Below are 18,475 nucleotides of genomic sequence, written 5' to 3'. Positions count from 1 at the left end.
TTTATTTCTCCTCTAATACAACGTTTAGATGACTAGTTTTCTTCTTTACTCCAAACGCCCTGCCTTGCGCTCTTGGTCTAAAACGTTTTAGACTTGGTCCTTGATCAACATAAATAGATTTCACAAATAATCTATCAATATCCATAAGTTTTTTAAATTCAGCATTTGCGACCGCAGACTCAATTAATTTTCTAAACAATTCAGCTGATTTTTGGTCCATAAAATTTAAAGTTTTCAAAGCCAGATCCACCTTTTTTCCCCTAACAACGTTAGCAACCAATCTTGCTTTTTGACATCCAACTCTTGCATATTTTAATGATGCTTTAGCTTCCATAATAAACTTCCTATTTTTTCACTGACGCCGGAGCTGCTTGCGCTTTTTTCTCTGCGTGTCCGTTAAATGTTCTTGTTGGTGCAAACTCACCAAATTTATGGCCAATCATGTTTTCAGTCACATACAATGGGACAAATTTTTTTCCGTTATGAACCGCAAACGTAAGCCCAATACAATCTGGCAAAATTGTAGATCGTCTTGACCAAGTTTTAATAACTTTTTTATCATTTTTTTCAATTGCATTATTAATTTTACTTAACAAATGATGATCCACAAATGGACCCTTTTTTAATGACCTACCCATTTTTTGCCTACTTTCGTCGCTTTACTATAGAGTAATCTGTACGTTTTGAGTTTCTTGTTTTGAATCCTTTACACTGCTGCCCCCATGGAGTAACTGGATGATGTCCTTTACCAACGCCTTCTCCGCCCCCCAAAGGATGATCAACCGGATTCATAGCCATCCCTCTAACTGATGGCCTAATACCTCTCCATCGAGATCTGCCAGCCTTACCAAGATTAATGTTTTCATTATCTGTGTTTCCCACTTGACCAATGCTGGCCCTATTTGAAGATAATACTTGCTTAACTTCACCAGATGGCATCCTTACTTGACAATATTTCTCTTCCTTAGCAACTAATACAGCGCTGGCACCAGCACCTCGACAAATTTGCCCACCCTTTCCTGGTCTTAACTCAATGTTATGTATAATAGTTCCGACCGGAATATATTTGAGTGGTAATGAATTTCCTGGTTTTATATCAGCTTTATCACTTGAAGTGACAGAGTCCCCAACATTAAGACCAATGGGACAAAGAATATACGATTTTGCTCCATCTAGATAATGGAGCAAGGCAATTCTACTCGTTCTGTATGGATCATATTCTATCGATTTTACTACTGCAGGTACATCTATTTTTTCTCTTTTAAAATCAATAATTCTGTACAACTTTTTATGACCACCACCAACATGCCTCATTGTTATTCGGCCATAGTTGTTTCTTGCGCTATGCTTCTTCAACTTAATCGTTAAAGATTTTTCTGGTTCACTTTTTGTAATTTCAGAAAAATCATACCCTGTCATTCCCCTACGACCATCAGATGTTGGATTAAATATCTTTATTCCCATATTCTACACACCTTCAAAAAGAGGAATCTTCATCCCCTTACCAAGTTTAACGTACACTTTTTTAAAATAACTCTTAATTAGTTTTCCATTTTTTTTATTTTTTTGCGCTCTTGAAAAAATAGAAGTTCTTACAGATACAACCTTCACAGAGAATCGTTTTTCAACAAAAGATTTAATTTCAAGCTTATCACAATCACACTTTGACTTGAATACGTAAGTACCAGCCTCTGCATTCAAAGCTGCTTTTTCCGTTATCAAAGGGAATAAATCTAAATTTTTCAAGAAACCACCTCAACTCTTTCAACAAGCCCCTTAATTGAACTTTTTGTACAAATTAATGCGTCATATTTAAGTAAATCATAAACATTTAGGCCCACAGTAGGAATAAATACATATTTTTCTAGATTTCTGCTTGCTCTTAAAATCAGTTCATTTGAACTTGAATCCGTAACTACTGCCTTTTCCAAGCCCAACTTTTTGAGATTATTTAAAAATGATTTAGTTTTTCCATCTGATTTTAAATCATCCAAAACTATAAACTTATTATTTTTTATAAGATGAGTGAGCGCCATTCTTAACCCCGCTCTTCTCATTTTTTTCGGAACAACATAAGAATAGTCTCTCGGCTGAGGACCAAAAACAGTTCCACCACCTGGCATAAGAGGAGACCTTGTCGATCCCTGCCTTGCATTTCCAGTACCTTTCTGCTTAAATGGCTTTTTGCCTCCACCACTGACCAAACCCTTTGTTTTAGTCATATGCGTTCCTTGCCTTCGAGAAGCCAATTGCCATTTAACAATAGAATGAAGCAATGATTGATCAACCTCACCCTGAACAATCGAATCTGGCAATTCAACCGAACTCACTTTTATATTGTCCATATTTACCACGTCTAAAACTGCCATAACTACACCTTCACCAATCTTACCAAAGAATTTCTGGCCCCTGGAACCGAGCCCCTCACGATAAGCACATTCTCTGCAGGGATTACATCAAAAACTTTTAAATTCTTAACAGTTACAGTCTCATCCCCCCAATGACCTGGAAATTTTTTACCTGGCATTACTCTTCCAGGCCAAGTTCTATTACCACTTGAACCAGGCTGTCTATGAAATTTCGACCCATGAGATGCTGGCCCACCAGCAAAACTCCACCTTCTCACAGAACCAACAAACCCATGTCCCTTTGACTTTGCGGTAACCTTAATCAGATCACCCTTTACTAAAGATTCAATTGATACAACTGCCCCAAGAACGGCATTTTGGTCAAAACTCCCTCTAACCTCTTTTACATATCTAAAACCAACCTCTTGTCCAATTTTTTTACTATGACCAATTTCCGATTTATTAGAGTTTTTAACTTTTTTAGGCTCACAAGAGATTTGAAGAGCTTCATATCCATCATTCTCTTTAGTTTTTATCTGAGATACAACCCAAGGAGAATATCTTAATACCGTAACAGGAATAGCCGCACCGTTGTCGTCAAAGTAAGTAGACATGCCCTCTTTGAATACATAAAGCGAACTTAATTTAATTTGATTAGATTCTGTCATTTTGCACCTTATTTAGCAGATAATTTAATTTCAACGTCAACACCAGCAGACAAGTCCAACTTCATAAGCTGATCAATTGTTTGCTGAGTGGGCTCTAGAATATCAAGCATTCTCTTATGAGTTCTTATTTCAAACTGCTCTCTCGATTTCTTATCGACATGCGGAGATCTTAAAACCGTATATCTGTTAATTCTAGTCGGCAAGGGTATCGGCCCAGCTACCTTCGCACCAGTCCTTCTGGCTGTATCAACTATTTCTTTTGTGGATTGATCTAATAACTTATGATCAAACGCCTTTAGACGAATTCGAATTTTTTGACTTTGCATATATTTCTCTGTTTTCTCTTTAGTTATTGCCACATCAAAAGCTTTTTTCCCAAATTTTAGATAGGGGGGAGCTTTCTGTAAGCTTCTTTTATTGAGATGTGTGAATATTTACAAAATAGTTAGAGATGTCAAATGTTTTTTTATCTACCCATTGAATTTAATAATTCCATACAGGTTTTAGGGGGCACTCTTAAATAATTAAGAAATTCCATTGAAAAAGTTGCACGCCCCTGACTAAGACTTCTCACATCTGTAGCATATCCAAACAGTTGCCCCAAAGGCACTTCAGCATTAATCACTTGCCCCAACGCGCCTTTTGACTCAATTAATGTTATTTTACCTCTTCTAGAATTTAAATCAGACACTATGCTTCCTAAAAAATCCTCTGGACAAATTACTTCCAGTTTAAAAATAGGTTCCAAAATTTCACACTTACATCGCTTTAATGCTTCTTTAAATCCAACCATTGTTGCCGCTTTAAAAGCAATTTCAGAAATACTTTCTTTATTGTATTCTACACTCAATAAAGTTGCCCTTACTCCGAGCATGGAAAATCCAGCTAGCGCACCAACCTCAGCACTTTCTCTAAATCCATTCTCAACAGCTTTTAACATCAATGTATTAAATTCATTATTTAGAGATACATTATTTTTAAACTCAATACCCTTTTCAACTGGAATTGATTCAACAAAAATTTTAACTTTCGCAAAATGATCTTCACCTGCAATATTTTTTTCAAATGATTCCAGAATCTCAACAGAAGTTGAAATAGTCTCCCTGTATGAAACCTGAGGCTTTCCTTTGTTTGCATTAATTTTAAACTCTCTGTTCAATCGATCCAATAGAATTTCTAAATGCAATTCACCCATACCAAAAAGTAAAATTTGTCCGGTTTCTGGATCGGTTTTGACTTTACAAGATGGATCTTCTTTCTCTAACTTTTCTAATGACTGAATCATTTTTACTTGATCCGCAGAAGATTTAGCCTCAACTACGACTGAAATTACAGGCTCTGGACTCTTTATTGATTCTAGAATGATTAATCGTTTTTCATTACACAGGCTGTCCCCTGTGCCAGTGAACTTTAAACCAATAACAGCACCTATATCTCCAGCTTTAAGGTCCACCACTTCTTCACGATGATTAGCATGCATTTTTAATATTTTTTGAATTTTTTCTTTTTTGTTTACTCTTGGATTTAAAAGCACATCTCCCACTTTTAAAGTTCCAGAATATGCCCTAACATAGGTTAAATTTCCAGAAAAAGGGTCATTTGCAATTTTAAATGCAAGGCCAACAAAAGGATCCTCGAAGTTAACTTTAAACTCAACCGGAAGCTCGTTTCTATAATCAGTTGCCGTTAGAAATAACTTATCGATAGGAGAAGGCAAGTAGTCAATGACAGCATCTAAAAGCGGCTGAATGCCCTTATTCTTAAAAGCAGACCCACAAAAAACAGGAAAGGCTTTTAGATTTACTACAGATTTTCTAAGAGATTTTTTTAAACTTAAAACACTAATTTCCTCACCCTTTAGAAATAAATCGACAAGGTCATCATCTAATTCAACAATACTTTCAACTATTTTTTTTCTATATTCGATAACCTCTTTGATATTCTCTTCAGGAATATCAGAAGTTATGTAAGAATCTCCAAACTTAGATTCTTCCCCCCAGAGATGCAGCTTCATTTCAATAAGATCAATTACACCTTTAAAATTATCCTCAAGCCCATAAGGAATTTGTAGAATTATCGGATTAGCATTTAATTTTAATTTTATAGAGGAAACTGATTCAAAAAAATTTGCCCCAACTCTATCCATCTTGTTTATGAAACAAATTCTAGGAACTTTAAATTTGTTGGCCTGCCTCCAAACCGTCTCCGATTGGGGCTCCACACCGCTCACAGCATCAAATACCGCAATTGCTCCATCAAGCACCCTTAGTGATCTTTCAACCTCAATTGTAAAATCAACATGTCCAGGGGTATCAATTAAATTTATACGATAATCATTCCAAAACAGAGTCGTTGAAGCGGAGGTTATTGTAATACCTCTCTCTTGCTCTTGGACCATCCAGTCCATAGCCGTATTACCTTCGTGAACCTCACCAATTTTATGACTCTTGCCAGAATAGAATAATATTCTTTCAGAAGTAGTTGTTTTTCCAGCATCGATATGGGCAGCGATACCAATATTTCGTGTATATGCTAAATCACTGACCTTATTAGGCTCTTTGGCCGACATCTAGTTTACCAATTATAATGAGAGAAAGCTTTGTTAGCTTCAGCCATTCTATGAACATCTTCTTTTTTCTTAACAGAGTTACCTTTATTATTAAAGGCATCTAATATCTCTCCAGCCAGTCGCTTAGAAAAATCCTTCTCTCCCCTACTACGAGAGTACTCTATCAACCACTTCATAGCTAATGATAATCTTCTCGTCGGCCTAACATCTACAGGAACTTGATAAGTTGCGCCACCCACCCGTCTTGATCTAACTTCTATAGACGGCTTGGTATTTTCAATGGCTTTTTTTAAAACATTTATCGATTCTTCATTTGGAACTTTTCCTTCGAGTTCAGATAAAGCTCCATAAAATAACTTTTGAGCGGTAGCCTTCTTACCCTGAATTGTCATTTTATTGATAAATTTGGCAAACACTAGATCCTTGTATACAGGATCTGGTATGATTTCTCTTTTGAAGGTTTTTTTTCTGCGTGACATTAAATTTTCCTTTAAAAATTACTTTTTAGGTCTTTTTGTTCCATATTTTGATCTACTTCTCAATCTACCATTTACACCTTGAAGATCTAGAACTCCACGAACGATATGATATCTAACACCTGGCAAGTCTTTTACTCTTCCACCTCTAATGAGAACAACTGAGTGTTCTTGTAAGTTATGTCCTATGCCTGGAATATAAGAGATAACTTCAAAACCATTTGAAAGCCTAACCTTTGCCACTTTTCTTAATGCCGAATTTGGTTTTTTGGGAGTTGTTGTGTACACTCTTGTGCAAACTCCCCTTTTTTGAGGACACGACGTCAACGCAGGAGACTTAGTTTGATTTTTTTGAGATGATCTCTCTTTTTTTATAAGTTGGTTAATAGTAGGCACAAATTCTCCTTAAAATTTCCTTATTTTTACACAAATAGCTTAAAGCTTTTAATACAACGATCAATCCAACGTCAAGCTATTTTATTTATCTGTTCACGCTCATCCCAGGAAGTGAAGCTTCCATCATCATTTCTTCATCTTCTTTAATAATAACTTTCCATTTTTTATAAGACGTTAAACCTGTTCCGGCAGGAATTAATCTGCCCATAATAATATTTTCTTTCAGCCCTCTAAGATTATCAGTTTTTGAATTAATAGCCGCATCAGTTAACACTTTTGTTGTTTCCTGGAAAGAAGCAGCTGAGATCCAACTTTCTGTACTCAGAGAAACCTTTGTAATACCTAACAATAAAGGTTTCATGCTGGCTTGAGCACCACCATCTTGTAAAACTCTCTGATTCTCAAGATATAGTGAAAATTTTTCAACTTGTTCACCACTTAAAAATCGAGTATCACCAGGATCAGCAATTTCTACTTTTCTCAACATTTGTCTTACTATAACCTCAATATGTTTATCATTTATATTAACACCTTGAAGCCTGTAAACTTCTTGAATTTCATTTGTTAAATAAGCAGACAATTGTTTCTCTCCCAAAACAGCAAGAATATCATGAGGATTGGTCGGACCATCCATTAAAGGCTCACCAGCTCTTACATATTCGCCTTCTCTCACTGCAACATGTTTCCCTTTTGGAATTAAATATTCTCTCTGCTCACCTACATCTGGAGTAACAATAACCCTTTGTTTTCCCTTAACATCTTTTCCAAAGGTTACATAGCCATCTATCTCTGAGATAATGCTAGCTTCCTTAGGTTTTCTCGCTTCAAACAATTCAGCTACACGAGGAAGACCTCCCGTGATATCTTTTGTTTTAGATGTTTCCCTGTGAATTTTTGCAATAACATCTCCAGAATGGACTTCCTGACCATCGGTAACTAAAAGCTGGGCTCCAACAGGAATAATGTATCTTGCTGGAATATCCCTACCAGGTAGATTTAATTGTTTTCCATTTTTATCAATTAAATAAACTGTTGGCTTCACATCTGACGATTTTGACTCGGTAATTACTTTTGTTGCAAAACCGGTTACAGCATCAACCTGCTCTTGCATGGTCGAACCTTCTTCAATATCATGGTACTGAACCAATGCTGAAACCTCAGAAATAATGGGATTAGAGTAGGGGTCCCATTCAGCAACAACCGAACCTTTGTTAATTTTTTGTCCTTCTTTAAAACCTAAAATGGCACCATAGACTAATTTAAATCTTTCCTTTTCTCTACCTGTCTCATCGATAACAAGAGCCTCACCATTTCTATTCATGACAGTTAACTTGCCGCTTCTGTTATTTACCGTATTTACATTTATCAATTTCAAAGTACCATCATACCTTGAGGTATGAACGGATTGCTCAACAGATCTTGATGCGGCTCCTCCTAAGTGAAAAGTTCTCATTGTTAACTGTGTTCCCGGTTCTCCTATCGACTGAGCTGCTATAATACCAACGGTCTCACCCAAGTTTACTGTTGCACCCCTAGCCAAATCACGACCGTAACATTTTACACAAACACCACGTTGTGTTTTACAGGTAAGTGTTGATCTGATATTAACTTTTTCTACACCAGCCGAGTCTATCAACTTTACAGACTGTTCATCAATCTCTTCACCTGCTCGAACAATAATATTACTTGTAAGAGGGTCAAGAATATCAAACAAAGCGGTTCGTCCTAAAACTCTATCAGATAAAGGTTGAATAATTTCACCGCCCTCAAATAGAGGCGTCACTTCCAAACCATCTTCAATTCCACAATCTATTTCCGAAATAATAACATCTTGAGCAACATCAACTAATCTTCTTGTTAAATAACCTGAATTCGCAGTTTTTAATGCCGTATCGGCTAAACCTTTTCTCGCCCCATGGGTAGAAATAAAATATTGAATAACTGTTAAACCTTCACGAAAATTAGCAGTAATAGGAGTCTCAATAATTTCCCCAGATGGTTTTGCCATGAGGCCCCTCATCCCACCAAGCTGTCTTATTTGATTTGCAGATCCCCTAGCCCCAGAGTCAGCCATAATAAAAATAGAGTTAAATGATGGGCCAATTAATTCTTTTCCATCAATTAAAAACTTTTGTTTTTCAATTTGGTTCATCATTTCTTTGGCAACCTTGTCGCCAGTCTGCGCCCAAATATCAACAACCTTATTATACCGTTCACCGTCAGTTATCAACCCTTCATCGTACTGATGTTGAATTTCTTCAACTTGCTTTTGAGCATCTAAAATCATTTTATTTTTATTTTCAGGTATGACCATATCATCAATGCAAATAGACATCCCTGCCGCAGTAGAATGTTTAAATCCAAGTTCCATGATTTTATCAGCTAAGATACATGTAGCTTTCGCTCCTGCTAATCGAAAAGTTTTATCAATCAACGCCGCAATGGTTTTTTTATTCATAACCGTATTAACTTCAAAAAATGGAACTTCATCGGGAACGATATCAGACAATATAGCTCTCCCTACTGATGCTTCTTCCAATTTTCCTTTAATTTTAACTTTACAAGACGCCTGTAAATCAACCATTCCTGTCTCGTAAGCATATTGAGCTTCTTTTACAGATGAGAAAAGTTTTCCAGTCCCTTTTGCCCCTGGACGAATCCTTGTTAACCAGTACAAACCCAAAACAACGTCCTGCGAGGGATTAATTATCGGTTTGCCATTGGCAGGACTTAAGATGTTGTTCGTTGACATCATTAAAACTCTCGCCTCAACTTGAGCCTCAACTGACAAAGGAACATGAACAGCCATTTGATCACCATCAAAATCAGCATTGAAGGCCGTACAAACCAAAGGATGTAATTGTATGGCCTTTCCCTCATGAAGAACTGGTTCAAACGCTTGAATACCTAATCTATGAAGAGTAGGCGCCCTGTTCAACATAACAGGATGTTCTTTCACAACATCAGACAAAATATCCCATACTTCTACAGTTTCTTGATCTACTAATTTCTTAGCCTGTTTTATCGTTGTTGCAAAACCCTTCTCTTCAAGTTTGTTATAAACAAAAGGCTTAAATAACTCCAAGGCCATTTTTTTCGGTAAACCACACTGATGCAATTTTAAATTAGGTCCAACTACAATAACAGACCTTCCAGAATAATCGACTCGCTTTCCTAGTAAATTTTGTCTAAATCGACCTTGCTTTCCTTTAAGCATATCACTTAAAGATCTAAGAGGGCGCTTATTGGGACCAGTAAAAGTTTTTCCCCTTCTTCCATTATCCAAGAGAGCATCTACTGCTTCTTGCAACATTCTTTTTTCATTTCTGATAATAATATCCGGCGCATTCAACTCCTGAAGTCTTCTTAGTCGATTATTTCTATTTATAACCCGTCTATAAAGATCATTCAGATCGGATGTAGCAAATCTTCCTCCATCAAGAGGAACCAAAGGTCTTAGATCAGGAGGCAACACTGGGAGAGCGTCAAGCATCATCCATTCAGGTTTATTTATAGAATTTTTGAAAGCCTCAACAACTTTTAATCTTTTCGAAATTTTCTTAATCTGGGCCTCTGATTTTGTATCTTTGACTTCCATTCTTAATTTCTTAGAAAGATATTCCGGATCAATCTTTCTCAATAAATCCCGAACAGCGTCACCGCCCATTCCAGATTTAAAATTTGGCCCAAAGTCATTCAATGCAGCCTGATAAGCCTCTTCTGACAAAACCTGACCCTCAATCAATGCTGTTTCCATTGGATCTATAACAACATAGGCTTCGCAATAAAGTACCTTCTCCACATCCTTTAACGACAAATTTAATAAATTACCAATTCTTGACGGAAGAGATCTCAAAAACCAAATATGCGCTACGGGCGTTGCAAGTTCAATGTGTCCAAGTCTTTCTCGACGTACTTTTGTTTGAGTAACCTCAACACCACATTTCTCACAAACTACCCCTCGGTACTTCATTCTTTTGTACTTGCCACAAAGACATTCGTAGTCCTTTATTGGTCCGAATATTTTAGCACAAAACAAACCATCTCTTTCTGGTTTAAAAGTACGGTAATTAATTGTTTCAGGTTTCTTTACCTCACCAAATGACCACTCACGGATCATCTCAGGAGAAGCCAAGGAAACTCTCACGGAATCGAATGATAATGGATCTTTTGGTTTGTCAAAAAAATTTAATAAATCTCTCAAATTAAACCTCGTTATTAATGCTTAGGTTCATTGTTAATATTATCTTCCATAGGCTCTTCTTCAGCTTTATCTGTCAAAATATCAGATTCCACCAGTTGAACATTTAAAGCTAAGGATTGAAGCTCTTTAACCAAAACATTAAATGACTCTGGCAAGCCAGGCTCAAGAATGTTTTCACCCTTTACAATGCTTTCATACATTCTAGTTCTTCCAGCAACATCATCAGATTTAACTGTCAAAAACTCCTGCAATGAATAAGCAGCACCATAAGCTTCAATAGCCCAAACCTCCATCTCTCCAAGTCTCTGGCCACCAAACTGGGCCTTACCCCCAAGAGGCTGCTGAGACACTAACGAGTATGGACCAATAGAACGAGCATGAATTTTCTCTTCAACTAAATGATGTAACTTAAGCATGTACATAATTCCTACAGTTACAGGATTATTGAAAGGCTCTCCGGTTCTACCATCAAAAAGAATTGTTTGAGCTCTATCTGGAAGTTCTGCTTTTTTAAGAAGCGATTTTATATCCGCCTCACTCGCTCCATCGAACACAGGAGTACCTACATGAATTCCATTCTTTAACGTTCCAACAATTTTTTTAAGAGATGCTTCATCTGATTTATCAATTTTTGTTGAAATCTCAGAGTCATTATAAATATCTTTAATTTCCTTCTTTGCTTTTTCAAAATTCCAGTTATCCACATATTTTGATAGCTGCTTACCCAAACTATGGGCTGCCCATCCTAAATGAACTTCTAAAATTTGTCCTATATTCATCCGCGAAGGAACACCCAATGGGTTTAATACCATATCAACAGGAGAACCATCTGCCAAATAGGGCATGTCCTCAACTGGTAACACCTTTGACACGACGCCCTTGTTTCCATGCCGCCCGGCAAATTTATCGCCCACTTGAAGCTTTCTCTTAATGGCCACATAAACTTTAACCATTTTAATAACACCAGGAGGCAATTCGTCACCTTTTCTGAGACGATCTATTTTTTCATTGAATACCATCTTCACTGCATCCAATTGATTTCTGGCCGAATCAACGATCTTGGTAACATGAAATTCTAACTCAGTTTCCAAGGGAATATAACTCAACAACTCAAACGGAATTGTTTCCAAATCAGCAACTGTAATATCTTGTCCTTTGCTCAGCAACTTTTGACTTCCATCTTCATTCAAAAGAACACCGGTAGTTTTTTTCCCAACAATAATTGATTTTAATTTTTCGATGGCATTATTTTTAATAACATTTATTTCAACAGATAAATCTTTCTCTAATTTTTTCTTTTTTTCCTCAATAATGGAACTCAATCGCTCGTCTCGCTCTGAACCCTCACGAGAGTAGACTTGAGCATCAATAACTGTTCCATAAACACCCGATGGAACTCTTAAAGAAGTATCTCTAACATCCCCAGCTTTTTCACCGAAAATAGCTCTTAATAATTTTTCTTCAGGAGACAATTGAGTCTCCCCTTTAGGCGTGACTTTCCCTACAAGAATATAGCCTGGCCTAACATCAGCACCAATTCTAATAATACCAGAAGAATCAAGATCTTTGAGAGCTTCCTCACCAACATTAGCAATATCTCTAGAAATCTCTTCCTTACCTAGCTTTGTATCTCGCGCAATACACTCAAACTCCTCAATGTGAATAGAAGTGTAAGTATCTTCGTGTAGCAACCTTTCAGAAATTAAAATTGAATCTTCGAAGTTATATCCCATCCATGGAGTGAACGCCACGAGGATATTTTGGCCTAGCGCCAATTCACCCAATTCAGTTGAAGGACCATCCGCGATGATATCACCTTTTCTAACAATATCACCCAATTTGACTATTGGTTTTTGATTAAAACACGTATTTTGATTTGTTCGTTGATATTTAATTAAATTGTAAATATCAACATTAGCGCCTAGCTCGCCACCCTTTGCAAATCTTCGCACTACAATTCTAGCGGCATCGATTTCTTCAACAATACCATCATTTGTAGCCACAACAGAGGTACCTGAATCTCTCGCGACAAGTCTTTCCACTCCGGTTCCTACCAGGGGCGCCCTAGATCTTAACAAAGGAACAGCTTGCCGTTGCATGTTTGAACCCATCAGAGCTCGATTTGCGTCATCATGCTCCAAAAAAGGGATTAAAGACGCCGCAATAGATACCAATTGAGAAGGAGAAACGTCAATTAAAGAAACTTTATCCTTATCTACAGATTCGTACTCGCCATCTCTTCTCACCGTCACTATTTGAGACTGAATAACTGAGGTACCTAAATTATCTTCAGTTGCCTGGGCCTTTAAGTGACCGGCCTCTTCAAGAGCAGACATGTAGGTAATTTCTGGAGAAATTTTACCAGCGTCTACTTTTCTGTACGGAGTTTCAATGAAACCATAGTTGTTAATTCTTGCATACGTAGCCAAGGATGCGATTAATCCTATATTTGGCCCCTCTGGAGTTTCAATTGGACATATTCTACCATAATGAGTAGGATGAACATCTCGAACTTCAAAACCAGCACGATCTCTTGTTAGACCTCCTGGCCCTAAGGCTGACAGTCTTCGCTTATGTGTGATTTCAGACAATGGGTTAGTTTGATCCATAAACTGCGATAACTGCGAAGAACCAAAAAATTCCTTAACTACAGCATTTACTGGCTTAGCATTAACCAAATCATGAGGCATCATGGTCTCAACGTCTTGCAAACTCATTCTCTCTCGAATAGCCCGTTCCATTCGAACCAAACCAATTCGATATTGATTTTCTAACAACTCACCAACTGATCTTACACGACGATTTCCCAAATGATCAATATCATCGACAACGCCTTTACCGTTTTTCAAGTCGATCATTGTCTTCACCGTACTCAAAATATCATTCTTAGTTAAAATTCTAAACGAGGGGGGACACTCCTCCATACTAATACCAAACTTATGATTAATTTTAATCCTACCAACCTCGGACAAATCATAGGTTTCTGGGTCAAAAAATAATTTTTGAAAATATGCTGCCGAAGCATCCAATGTAGGCGGCTCCCCTGGCCTTAACCTTTTATATATTTCAACAAGAGCCTCATCCTTATTATTGACCTTATCAACGAGCAAGGTGTTTCTTAAATAGGGCCCTACAGTCAAACCATCAAAAAATATTAAAAAGAATTTATCAATTCCTGCCTCTATTGCCTTTTTAATAAAACCACTATTAAGTTCAGAATTAGCATCGGCAATAATTTCGCCAGTTGACTCATCAATCAGTGGCTTAGCCAAAACCTTACCTTCTAAATCACTAGGACTAACCTCTAATTCAGTTAAATTTATTTCTTTAATTTTTTTCACGATGGCCCTGGTGATCCTTCTTCCAGATCTCACAATAGGCTCACCTGTCTTTGGATCTAAAATATCAGCCAAAGCTCTTTGACCAGACATTCGGTCAATTTCCAGTTTTCTAAATAATTTTCCACCAATAACAGACACTTCGTCTAAATCATAAAAATACTCAAGAAGTTGTTCAGTATTGTAGCCAAGAGCTTTCAACAATATGGTAACAGGAAACTTCCTTCTTCTATCAATTCTAACATGGATTAAATCTTTTTGGTCGAATTCCACATCCAACCAAGATCCTCTATATGGTATAACTCTAGCTGAATAAATTAGCTTTCCACTTGCATTATTTTTTCCGCCATCATGGTCAAAAAAGACACCCGGAGAACGATGCAATTGCGATACAACAACCCTTTCAGTTCCATTTATAATAAATGAACCATTTGAAGTCATAAGTGGTATTTCACCCAAATATACTTCCTGCTCTTTTACATCACGTATACTTTTAGCATCAGACTCTTCATCCACATCAAAAACTATCAACCGCAAAGTTACTTTTATCGGAGAAGCAAACGTCATCCCCCTCTGGCGACACTCGTCCACATCATATTTTGCTGGCTCCAAGGTATAGCTTACAAACTCCAAACTAGCCGTATTATTAAAATCACTAACAGGAAAAACTCCCTTAAATACTCCATTTAAACCAAGAATTCCACGCCTGTCAGGATCAACATTTTTTTGCAAAAATGCCTCATAAGAGCTCTTTTGAAGTTCTATCAAATTAGGTATGTCTATAAGTTGTTTGTTTTTTGCAAAAGATTTACGTATACGTACATTCGAGGCAGCAATAGGGGTTTGGTCCATTAATTCTCCCAATTTATAGAGCTAAAATAAAAATTCTAAATAAATCAACCACAACATCAAAGATGAGCAATCTATATGTCTATAGATTTAATGCGCATTTGGCTAATAAAAAAAATGGAGCTCTGCACATAGCATAGCCCCATTCATATATTACTTAACTAGTACTTTAGCACCAGCAGTTTCTAATTGTTTTTTAATTTTCTCAGCGTCGTCTTTAGTCGCTCCTTCTTTAACTGTTTTATTTCCTGCTTCCACTAAAGCTTTAGCTTCAGCAAGTCCCAATCCAGTTATTGCTCTCACTTCCTTAATAACATTGATTTTATTAGCGCCCGCATCTACCAAAACTACATCAAATGCAGTTTTTTCTTCAACGGGAGCAGCTGCTCCACCACCAGCTGCCGCAACGGCTACAGGTGCCGCCGCAGAAACGCCCCACTTGCCTTCTAATAACTTAACAAGCTCAGCAATCTCGAGGACTGTCTTTTGTGATAATTCTTCTACTAATTGTTCATTTGATAATGCCATTTTAATTCTCCTAGTTTATTTTTAATAATTAATTTAATTTATTTCAGATTTTGCTTTTAAAACTCTCGCAAGCGCCGTAGGCACTTCATTAAGAACTCTAACAACTTGAGTTGCAGGAGTATTTAACAATGCAAGAAATTGGGCCCGCAATTGATCTTTTCCAGGCAAAGTAGCTATAAAATTGATTGATTTCTCATCCAATTTACGACCATCCATAACTCCTGATTTCAATTGAAAAACTTCTATGTCCTTTGCAAACACAGACAGGGTTTTGGCCGCAGCAGCAACATCTCCATATGCAAAAACAAAAGCGTTAGTTCCCTTAAATGCGCTAGAAATTGCGTCACTCATTACAGGGAAATCTTTTAAAGCACGCTTAGCAAGAGTATTTCTTACTACTTTCATTTCAGACTCTACTGGGTGAAGTTTTTTTCGAAGATCAGTAACCTGATCCACCTTCATACCTTTAAAATCAACAATGAAAGCTGCTTTTGATTTGGCCAACTTTTCAGAAATGATTTTTACTTCACTTTCTTTATCAGCACGTGTAATCACAAACATCCTCCTTTCAATAGAATAAATGCGAACAGGCAGGACTGCTTGTCAATCTCGGTAGGCACTTTATGTATTAAACCTTTCGGAACCTACTGTCTCTGATCGCAATAATTTTAATATTAATTAATCTTCTTTATTTCCCATTGCCTCATTTGCATCAATCTTAACCCCAGGCCCCATTGTTGACGAAACTGCAACTGATTTAATGTATAGCCCTTTAGATGTAGAAGGTTTTGCCCTAAGAACAGCACCTAACAATGCCATAAAATTTTCTTTTAATTTTTCACTACCCATGGACTTCTTACCAACAGAAGCATGGATAATACCCGCCTTATCAACTCTAAAATCTAGTTTGCCTTTTTTTTCAGCAGTAACGGCCTCAGCCACATTCATAGTAACTGTTCCAATCTTTGGGTTTGGCATCAAGCCTCTAGGTCCCAATATTTTAGCGACCTTTGAAACTGTGGACATCATATCCGGAGTAGCTATAGCTTTATCAAAATCCAACCAACCGCCTTGAATCTTTTGAACCAAATCGTCAGCACCGACAAAGTCTGCTCCAGCATTTTTTGCATCAGCCTCCTTAGGGCCTTTTGCAAACACAATAACTCGAACCTTCTTACCCAAACCATTTGGCAAAGCAATGGCGCCTCTAACCTGCTGGTCCGACTGCTTAGGATCAACGCCCAGCCTAAATGCCGCATCTACAGATTCATCAAATTTGGCAGGAGCCGTTTCAACCACCAAGCCAAAAGCTTCGTCAATTGAATATTTTTTGTTTGCATCAACTTTTTCAGACATTTTTTTATATTTTTTTCCTGACATATAATCCTACTATTCCTGAATTTCCAGGCCCATGCTTTTAGCAGTCCCTATAACTTGCGACATACCAGACTCAACTTTTATACAATTTAAATCAGGTAATTTTGTTGTTGCTATTTGCTTAACATCACTGATTTTCACCTTGCCGACCTTATCTTTTTGCGGCTGTTTCGATCCAGATTGAATCTTAACTGCCTTTTTTAACAAAGATGACACTGGCGGAGTCTTAGTGATAAATGTAAAGGACCTATCCTGATAAACAGTGATTATTATAGGAATAATATCATCGCCCATTTTTTGAGTACGCGCGTTGAACTGTTTGCAAAACTCCATTATATTTACACCATGTTGTCCGAGCGCCGGTCCAACGGGAGGTGCCGGATTGGCCTTCCCTGCCGGAATCTGCAATTTGATCATTCCTGTAACTTTTTTTGCCATATTCCCACTCCTACAAAATGTATTCGAATCCACCTTCTATTCTAAAAAAGTGAAAATTCCAAATAGTATTTTATTTTTTTTTAATTTTCTTAAAATGATTAATTATAATAATGATGAAATTTATTTAGATTTTAATGAAAAAATACAAATTTGTGGTCTTTTTTAGTAAAATCTATTTAATTTTTATCTACCTGAACAAAATCTAACTCTACTGGTGTCGACCTACCAAAAATACTTACGGAAACCTTAACCTTTCCTTTATCTTCATTAATATCCTCAACAACCCCATTAAAATTACTGAAAGGACCGTCAACGACGACAACCGTATCGCCAACCGAATATCTTATTTTTGGTTTTGGCTTTTCAGAAACCCCAGCCATTTGCTGAGTTACCCTCATAACTTCATGCTCAGGAACTTCTGGAGGCTTTACTTTTCCACCAACAAAGCCAGATACTTTTGAAGAACTTTTTACCAGATGCCAAGTCTCTTCGTTTAAATACATCTGAATAAAAATATATCCAGGAAAAAATTTTCTTGATTTTGTTTGTTTTTGACCTTTTACCAACTCAACTACATTTTCAGCAGGTATTAAAATTTCACCGAAATATTTTTCCATCTTAGAAGATCTTATTTTTTCTTCGATAGCAGATTTAGCCGTTTGCTCACATCCAGTTTGAGTATTTGCTATGTACCATTTTTTTGGAAATTCTTGGTTCATCCGAACTCCTTAATTAATAATATGTTTGACTATAGCGTTGGAGACAAAATCAAACAACGTAATAATAACAGAAGAAATCATAACAAAAATAACAACAACAATAGTAAGCGCTGTCGTGTCTGCCTTTGTGGGGAATACAACCTTTGTGATTTCCAAAACCACTTCACTTCCCCACTCCAATGTTTTCTTATTAAATTGCAAATAGAAAAATATGACCAAACCAATCATGACCGGAAGACCATGTTTAAACAAATCATTTTCATTCAGCCTAGCAACAATAGCAAAAGCCCCAGAAAATGATTTAAGAATCAAATGAAGACTGAATCCAATCAAAAATGAAAACAAAGCGAAACTAATTGTCAGCAATTTACTATTTGTTTTATTCATAAAATCCCTTAATTCATTTAGATTATTTTAACATGGAAGAATCAACTGATTTTTAAAGAAATTATTTAAAATGGCAGGGCCGGAGGGATTCGAACCCGCGACCTAACGATTTGGAGTCGTTCGCTCTACCGCTGGAGCTACAGCCCTTTATATAAAGGCTACAAACTTCCATCTGTAG

General features: G+C 36.9%; 18 protein-coding genes and 1 tRNA gene. All 19 read right to left on the bottom strand.

The window, feature by feature from the left end; genetic code table 11:
• Position 1: 1 nt before the first annotated feature.
• The 19 genes from rplV to J0M15_03510 all read right to left on the bottom strand — a co-directional run bounded on the left by rplV (position 2) and on the right by J0M15_03510 (position 18,444).
• Positions 2 to 334, bottom strand: a complete 333-nt coding sequence (rplV, locus tag J0M15_03600) for a 50S ribosomal protein L22 (protein ID MBN8536112.1) — start codon at positions 332 to 334, stop codon at positions 2 to 4.
• A 10-nt stretch (positions 335 to 344) separates the two neighbouring features.
• Positions 345 to 638: a 30S ribosomal protein S19 gene (rpsS, locus tag J0M15_03595; protein MBN8536111.1), complete on the bottom strand. Its 294-nt coding sequence runs from the start codon at positions 636 to 638 to the stop codon at positions 345 to 347.
• A gap of 7 nt (positions 639 to 645) precedes the next feature.
• Positions 646 to 1,464 (bottom strand): 50S ribosomal protein L2, encoded by an 819-nt coding sequence (rplB, locus tag J0M15_03590; protein ID MBN8536110.1) that lies wholly within the window; start codon positions 1,462 to 1,464, stop codon positions 646 to 648.
• A 3-nt stretch (positions 1,465 to 1,467) separates the two neighbouring features.
• The gene (rplW, locus tag J0M15_03585; protein MBN8536109.1) at positions 1,468 to 1,746 is read right to left on the bottom strand and encodes a 50S ribosomal protein L23; all 279 of its coding nucleotides are present in this window, start codon (positions 1,744 to 1,746) and stop codon (positions 1,468 to 1,470) included.
• Complete coding sequence (rplD, locus tag J0M15_03580) at positions 1,743 to 2,369, bottom strand: 50S ribosomal protein L4 (protein ID MBN8536108.1); 627 nt, start codon at positions 2,367 to 2,369, stop codon at positions 1,743 to 1,745. The genes rplW and rplD overlap by 4 nt, the downstream gene beginning before the upstream one ends.
• A gap of 2 nt (positions 2,370 to 2,371) precedes the next feature.
• On the bottom strand, positions 2,372 to 3,016 hold the full coding sequence (gene rplC / locus J0M15_03575; protein ID MBN8536107.1) for a 50S ribosomal protein L3: 645 nt from the start codon (positions 3,014 to 3,016) through the stop codon (positions 2,372 to 2,374).
• Between the two features lie 8 nt (positions 3,017 to 3,024).
• On the bottom strand, positions 3,025 to 3,342 hold the full coding sequence (gene rpsJ / locus J0M15_03570; protein MBN8536106.1) for a 30S ribosomal protein S10: 318 nt from the start codon (positions 3,340 to 3,342) through the stop codon (positions 3,025 to 3,027).
• 140 nt (positions 3,343 to 3,482) lie between these two features.
• The gene (gene fusA, locus J0M15_03565; protein MBN8536105.1) at positions 3,483 to 5,585 is read right to left on the bottom strand and encodes an elongation factor G; all 2,103 of its coding nucleotides are present in this window, start codon (positions 5,583 to 5,585) and stop codon (positions 3,483 to 3,485) included.
• 5 nt (positions 5,586 to 5,590) lie between these two features.
• On the bottom strand, positions 5,591 to 6,064 hold the full coding sequence (rpsG, locus tag J0M15_03560) for a 30S ribosomal protein S7 (GenBank protein ID MBN8536104.1): 474 nt from the start codon (positions 6,062 to 6,064) through the stop codon (positions 5,591 to 5,593).
• Positions 6,065 to 6,082: 18 nt separating this feature from the next.
• A complete protein-coding gene (locus J0M15_03555; GenBank protein ID MBN8536103.1) occupies positions 6,083 to 6,457 on the bottom strand; it encodes a 30S ribosomal protein S12 in 375 nt (124 codons plus the stop codon).
• Positions 6,458 to 6,542: 85 nt separating this feature from the next.
• Positions 6,543 to 10,661 carry a DNA-directed RNA polymerase subunit beta' gene (gene rpoC, locus J0M15_03550; protein ID MBN8536102.1) on the bottom strand — a complete coding sequence of 1,373 codons (4,119 nt, stop codon included), beginning with the start codon at positions 10,659 to 10,661 and terminating at the stop codon, positions 6,543 to 6,545.
• Positions 10,662 to 10,675: 14 nt separating this feature from the next.
• Positions 10,676 to 14,851, bottom strand: coding sequence for a DNA-directed RNA polymerase subunit beta (rpoB, locus tag J0M15_03545; GenBank protein MBN8536101.1), 4,176 nt, complete (start codon positions 14,849 to 14,851; stop codon positions 10,676 to 10,678).
• Positions 14,852 to 15,001: 150 nt separating this feature from the next.
• Positions 15,002 to 15,376: a 50S ribosomal protein L7/L12 gene (gene rplL / locus J0M15_03540; GenBank protein MBN8536100.1), complete on the bottom strand. Its 375-nt coding sequence runs from the start codon at positions 15,374 to 15,376 to the stop codon at positions 15,002 to 15,004.
• Positions 15,377 to 15,409: 33 nt separating this feature from the next.
• Positions 15,410 to 15,937, bottom strand: coding sequence for a 50S ribosomal protein L10 (locus J0M15_03535; protein ID MBN8536099.1), 528 nt, complete (start codon positions 15,935 to 15,937; stop codon positions 15,410 to 15,412).
• Between the two features lie 117 nt (positions 15,938 to 16,054).
• Positions 16,055 to 16,756 carry a 50S ribosomal protein L1 gene (locus J0M15_03530; GenBank protein ID MBN8536098.1) on the bottom strand — a complete coding sequence of 234 codons (702 nt, stop codon included), beginning with the start codon at positions 16,754 to 16,756 and terminating at the stop codon, positions 16,055 to 16,057.
• A 9-nt stretch (positions 16,757 to 16,765) separates the two neighbouring features.
• A complete protein-coding gene (rplK, locus tag J0M15_03525; GenBank protein ID MBN8536097.1) occupies positions 16,766 to 17,191 on the bottom strand; it encodes a 50S ribosomal protein L11 in 426 nt (141 codons plus the stop codon).
• A gap of 176 nt (positions 17,192 to 17,367) precedes the next feature.
• Positions 17,368 to 17,910, bottom strand: coding sequence for a transcription termination/antitermination protein NusG (gene nusG / locus J0M15_03520; protein ID MBN8536096.1), 543 nt, complete (start codon positions 17,908 to 17,910; stop codon positions 17,368 to 17,370).
• A gap of 9 nt (positions 17,911 to 17,919) precedes the next feature.
• Complete coding sequence (gene secE / locus J0M15_03515; protein ID MBN8536095.1) at positions 17,920 to 18,297, bottom strand: preprotein translocase subunit SecE; 378 nt, start codon at positions 18,295 to 18,297, stop codon at positions 17,920 to 17,922.
• Positions 18,298 to 18,368: 71 nt separating this feature from the next.
• Positions 18,369 to 18,444, bottom strand: a tRNA-Trp gene (locus J0M15_03510).
• Positions 18,445 to 18,475: the final 31 nt, after the last annotated feature.

The organism is Deltaproteobacteria bacterium (assembly GCA_017302835.1).
In the GTDB taxonomy this organism is placed as follows: Bacteria; Bdellovibrionota; Bdellovibrionia; order Bdellovibrionales; family Bdellovibrionaceae; genus UBA2316.
This window is presented reverse-complemented; position numbering and strand designations above follow the sequence as displayed.

Excerpts from the sequence above, each read along its gene's own strand:
- J0M15_03535 (MBN8536099.1), bottom strand. The coding sequence starts at position 15,937 with ATGTTTGTGATTACACGTGCTGATAAAGAAAGTGAAGTAAAAATCATT.
- rpsG (MBN8536104.1), bottom strand. The coding sequence starts at position 6,064 with ATGTCACGCAGAAAAAAAACCTTCAAAAGAGAAATCATACCAGATCCT.
- secE (MBN8536095.1), bottom strand. The coding sequence starts at position 18,297 with ATGAATAAAACAAATAGTAAATTGCTGACAATTAGTTTCGCTTTGTTT.
- J0M15_03530 (MBN8536098.1), bottom strand. The coding sequence starts at position 16,756 with ATGTCAGGAAAAAAATATAAAAAAATGTCTGAAAAAGTTGATGCAAAC.
- rplK (MBN8536097.1), bottom strand. The coding sequence starts at position 17,191 with ATGGCAAAAAAAGTTACAGGAATGATCAAATTGCAGATTCCGGCAGGG.
- rplD (MBN8536108.1), bottom strand. The coding sequence starts at position 2,369 with ATGGCAGTTTTAGACGTGGTAAATATGGACAATATAAAAGTGAGTTCG.
- rplC (MBN8536107.1), bottom strand. The coding sequence starts at position 3,016 with ATGACAGAATCTAATCAAATTAAATTAAGTTCGCTTTATGTATTCAAA.
- rpsJ (MBN8536106.1), bottom strand. The coding sequence starts at position 3,342 with ATGCAAAGTCAAAAAATTCGAATTCGTCTAAAGGCGTTTGATCATAAG.
- rpsS (MBN8536111.1), bottom strand. The coding sequence starts at position 638 with ATGGGTAGGTCATTAAAAAAGGGTCCATTTGTGGATCATCATTTGTTA.
- rplL (MBN8536100.1), bottom strand. The coding sequence starts at position 15,376 with ATGGCATTATCAAATGAACAATTAGTAGAAGAATTATCACAAAAGACA.
- rplB (MBN8536110.1), bottom strand. The coding sequence starts at position 1,464 with ATGGGAATAAAGATATTTAATCCAACATCTGATGGTCGTAGGGGAATG.
- nusG (MBN8536096.1), bottom strand. The coding sequence starts at position 17,910 with ATGAACCAAGAATTTCCAAAAAAATGGTACATAGCAAATACTCAAACT.
- fusA (MBN8536105.1), bottom strand. The coding sequence starts at position 5,585 with ATGTCGGCCAAAGAGCCTAATAAGGTCAGTGATTTAGCATATACACGA.
- rplV (MBN8536112.1), bottom strand. The coding sequence starts at position 334 with ATGGAAGCTAAAGCATCATTAAAATATGCAAGAGTTGGATGTCAAAAA.
- rpoB (MBN8536101.1), bottom strand. The coding sequence starts at position 14,851 with ATGGACCAAACCCCTATTGCTGCCTCGAATGTACGTATACGTAAATCT.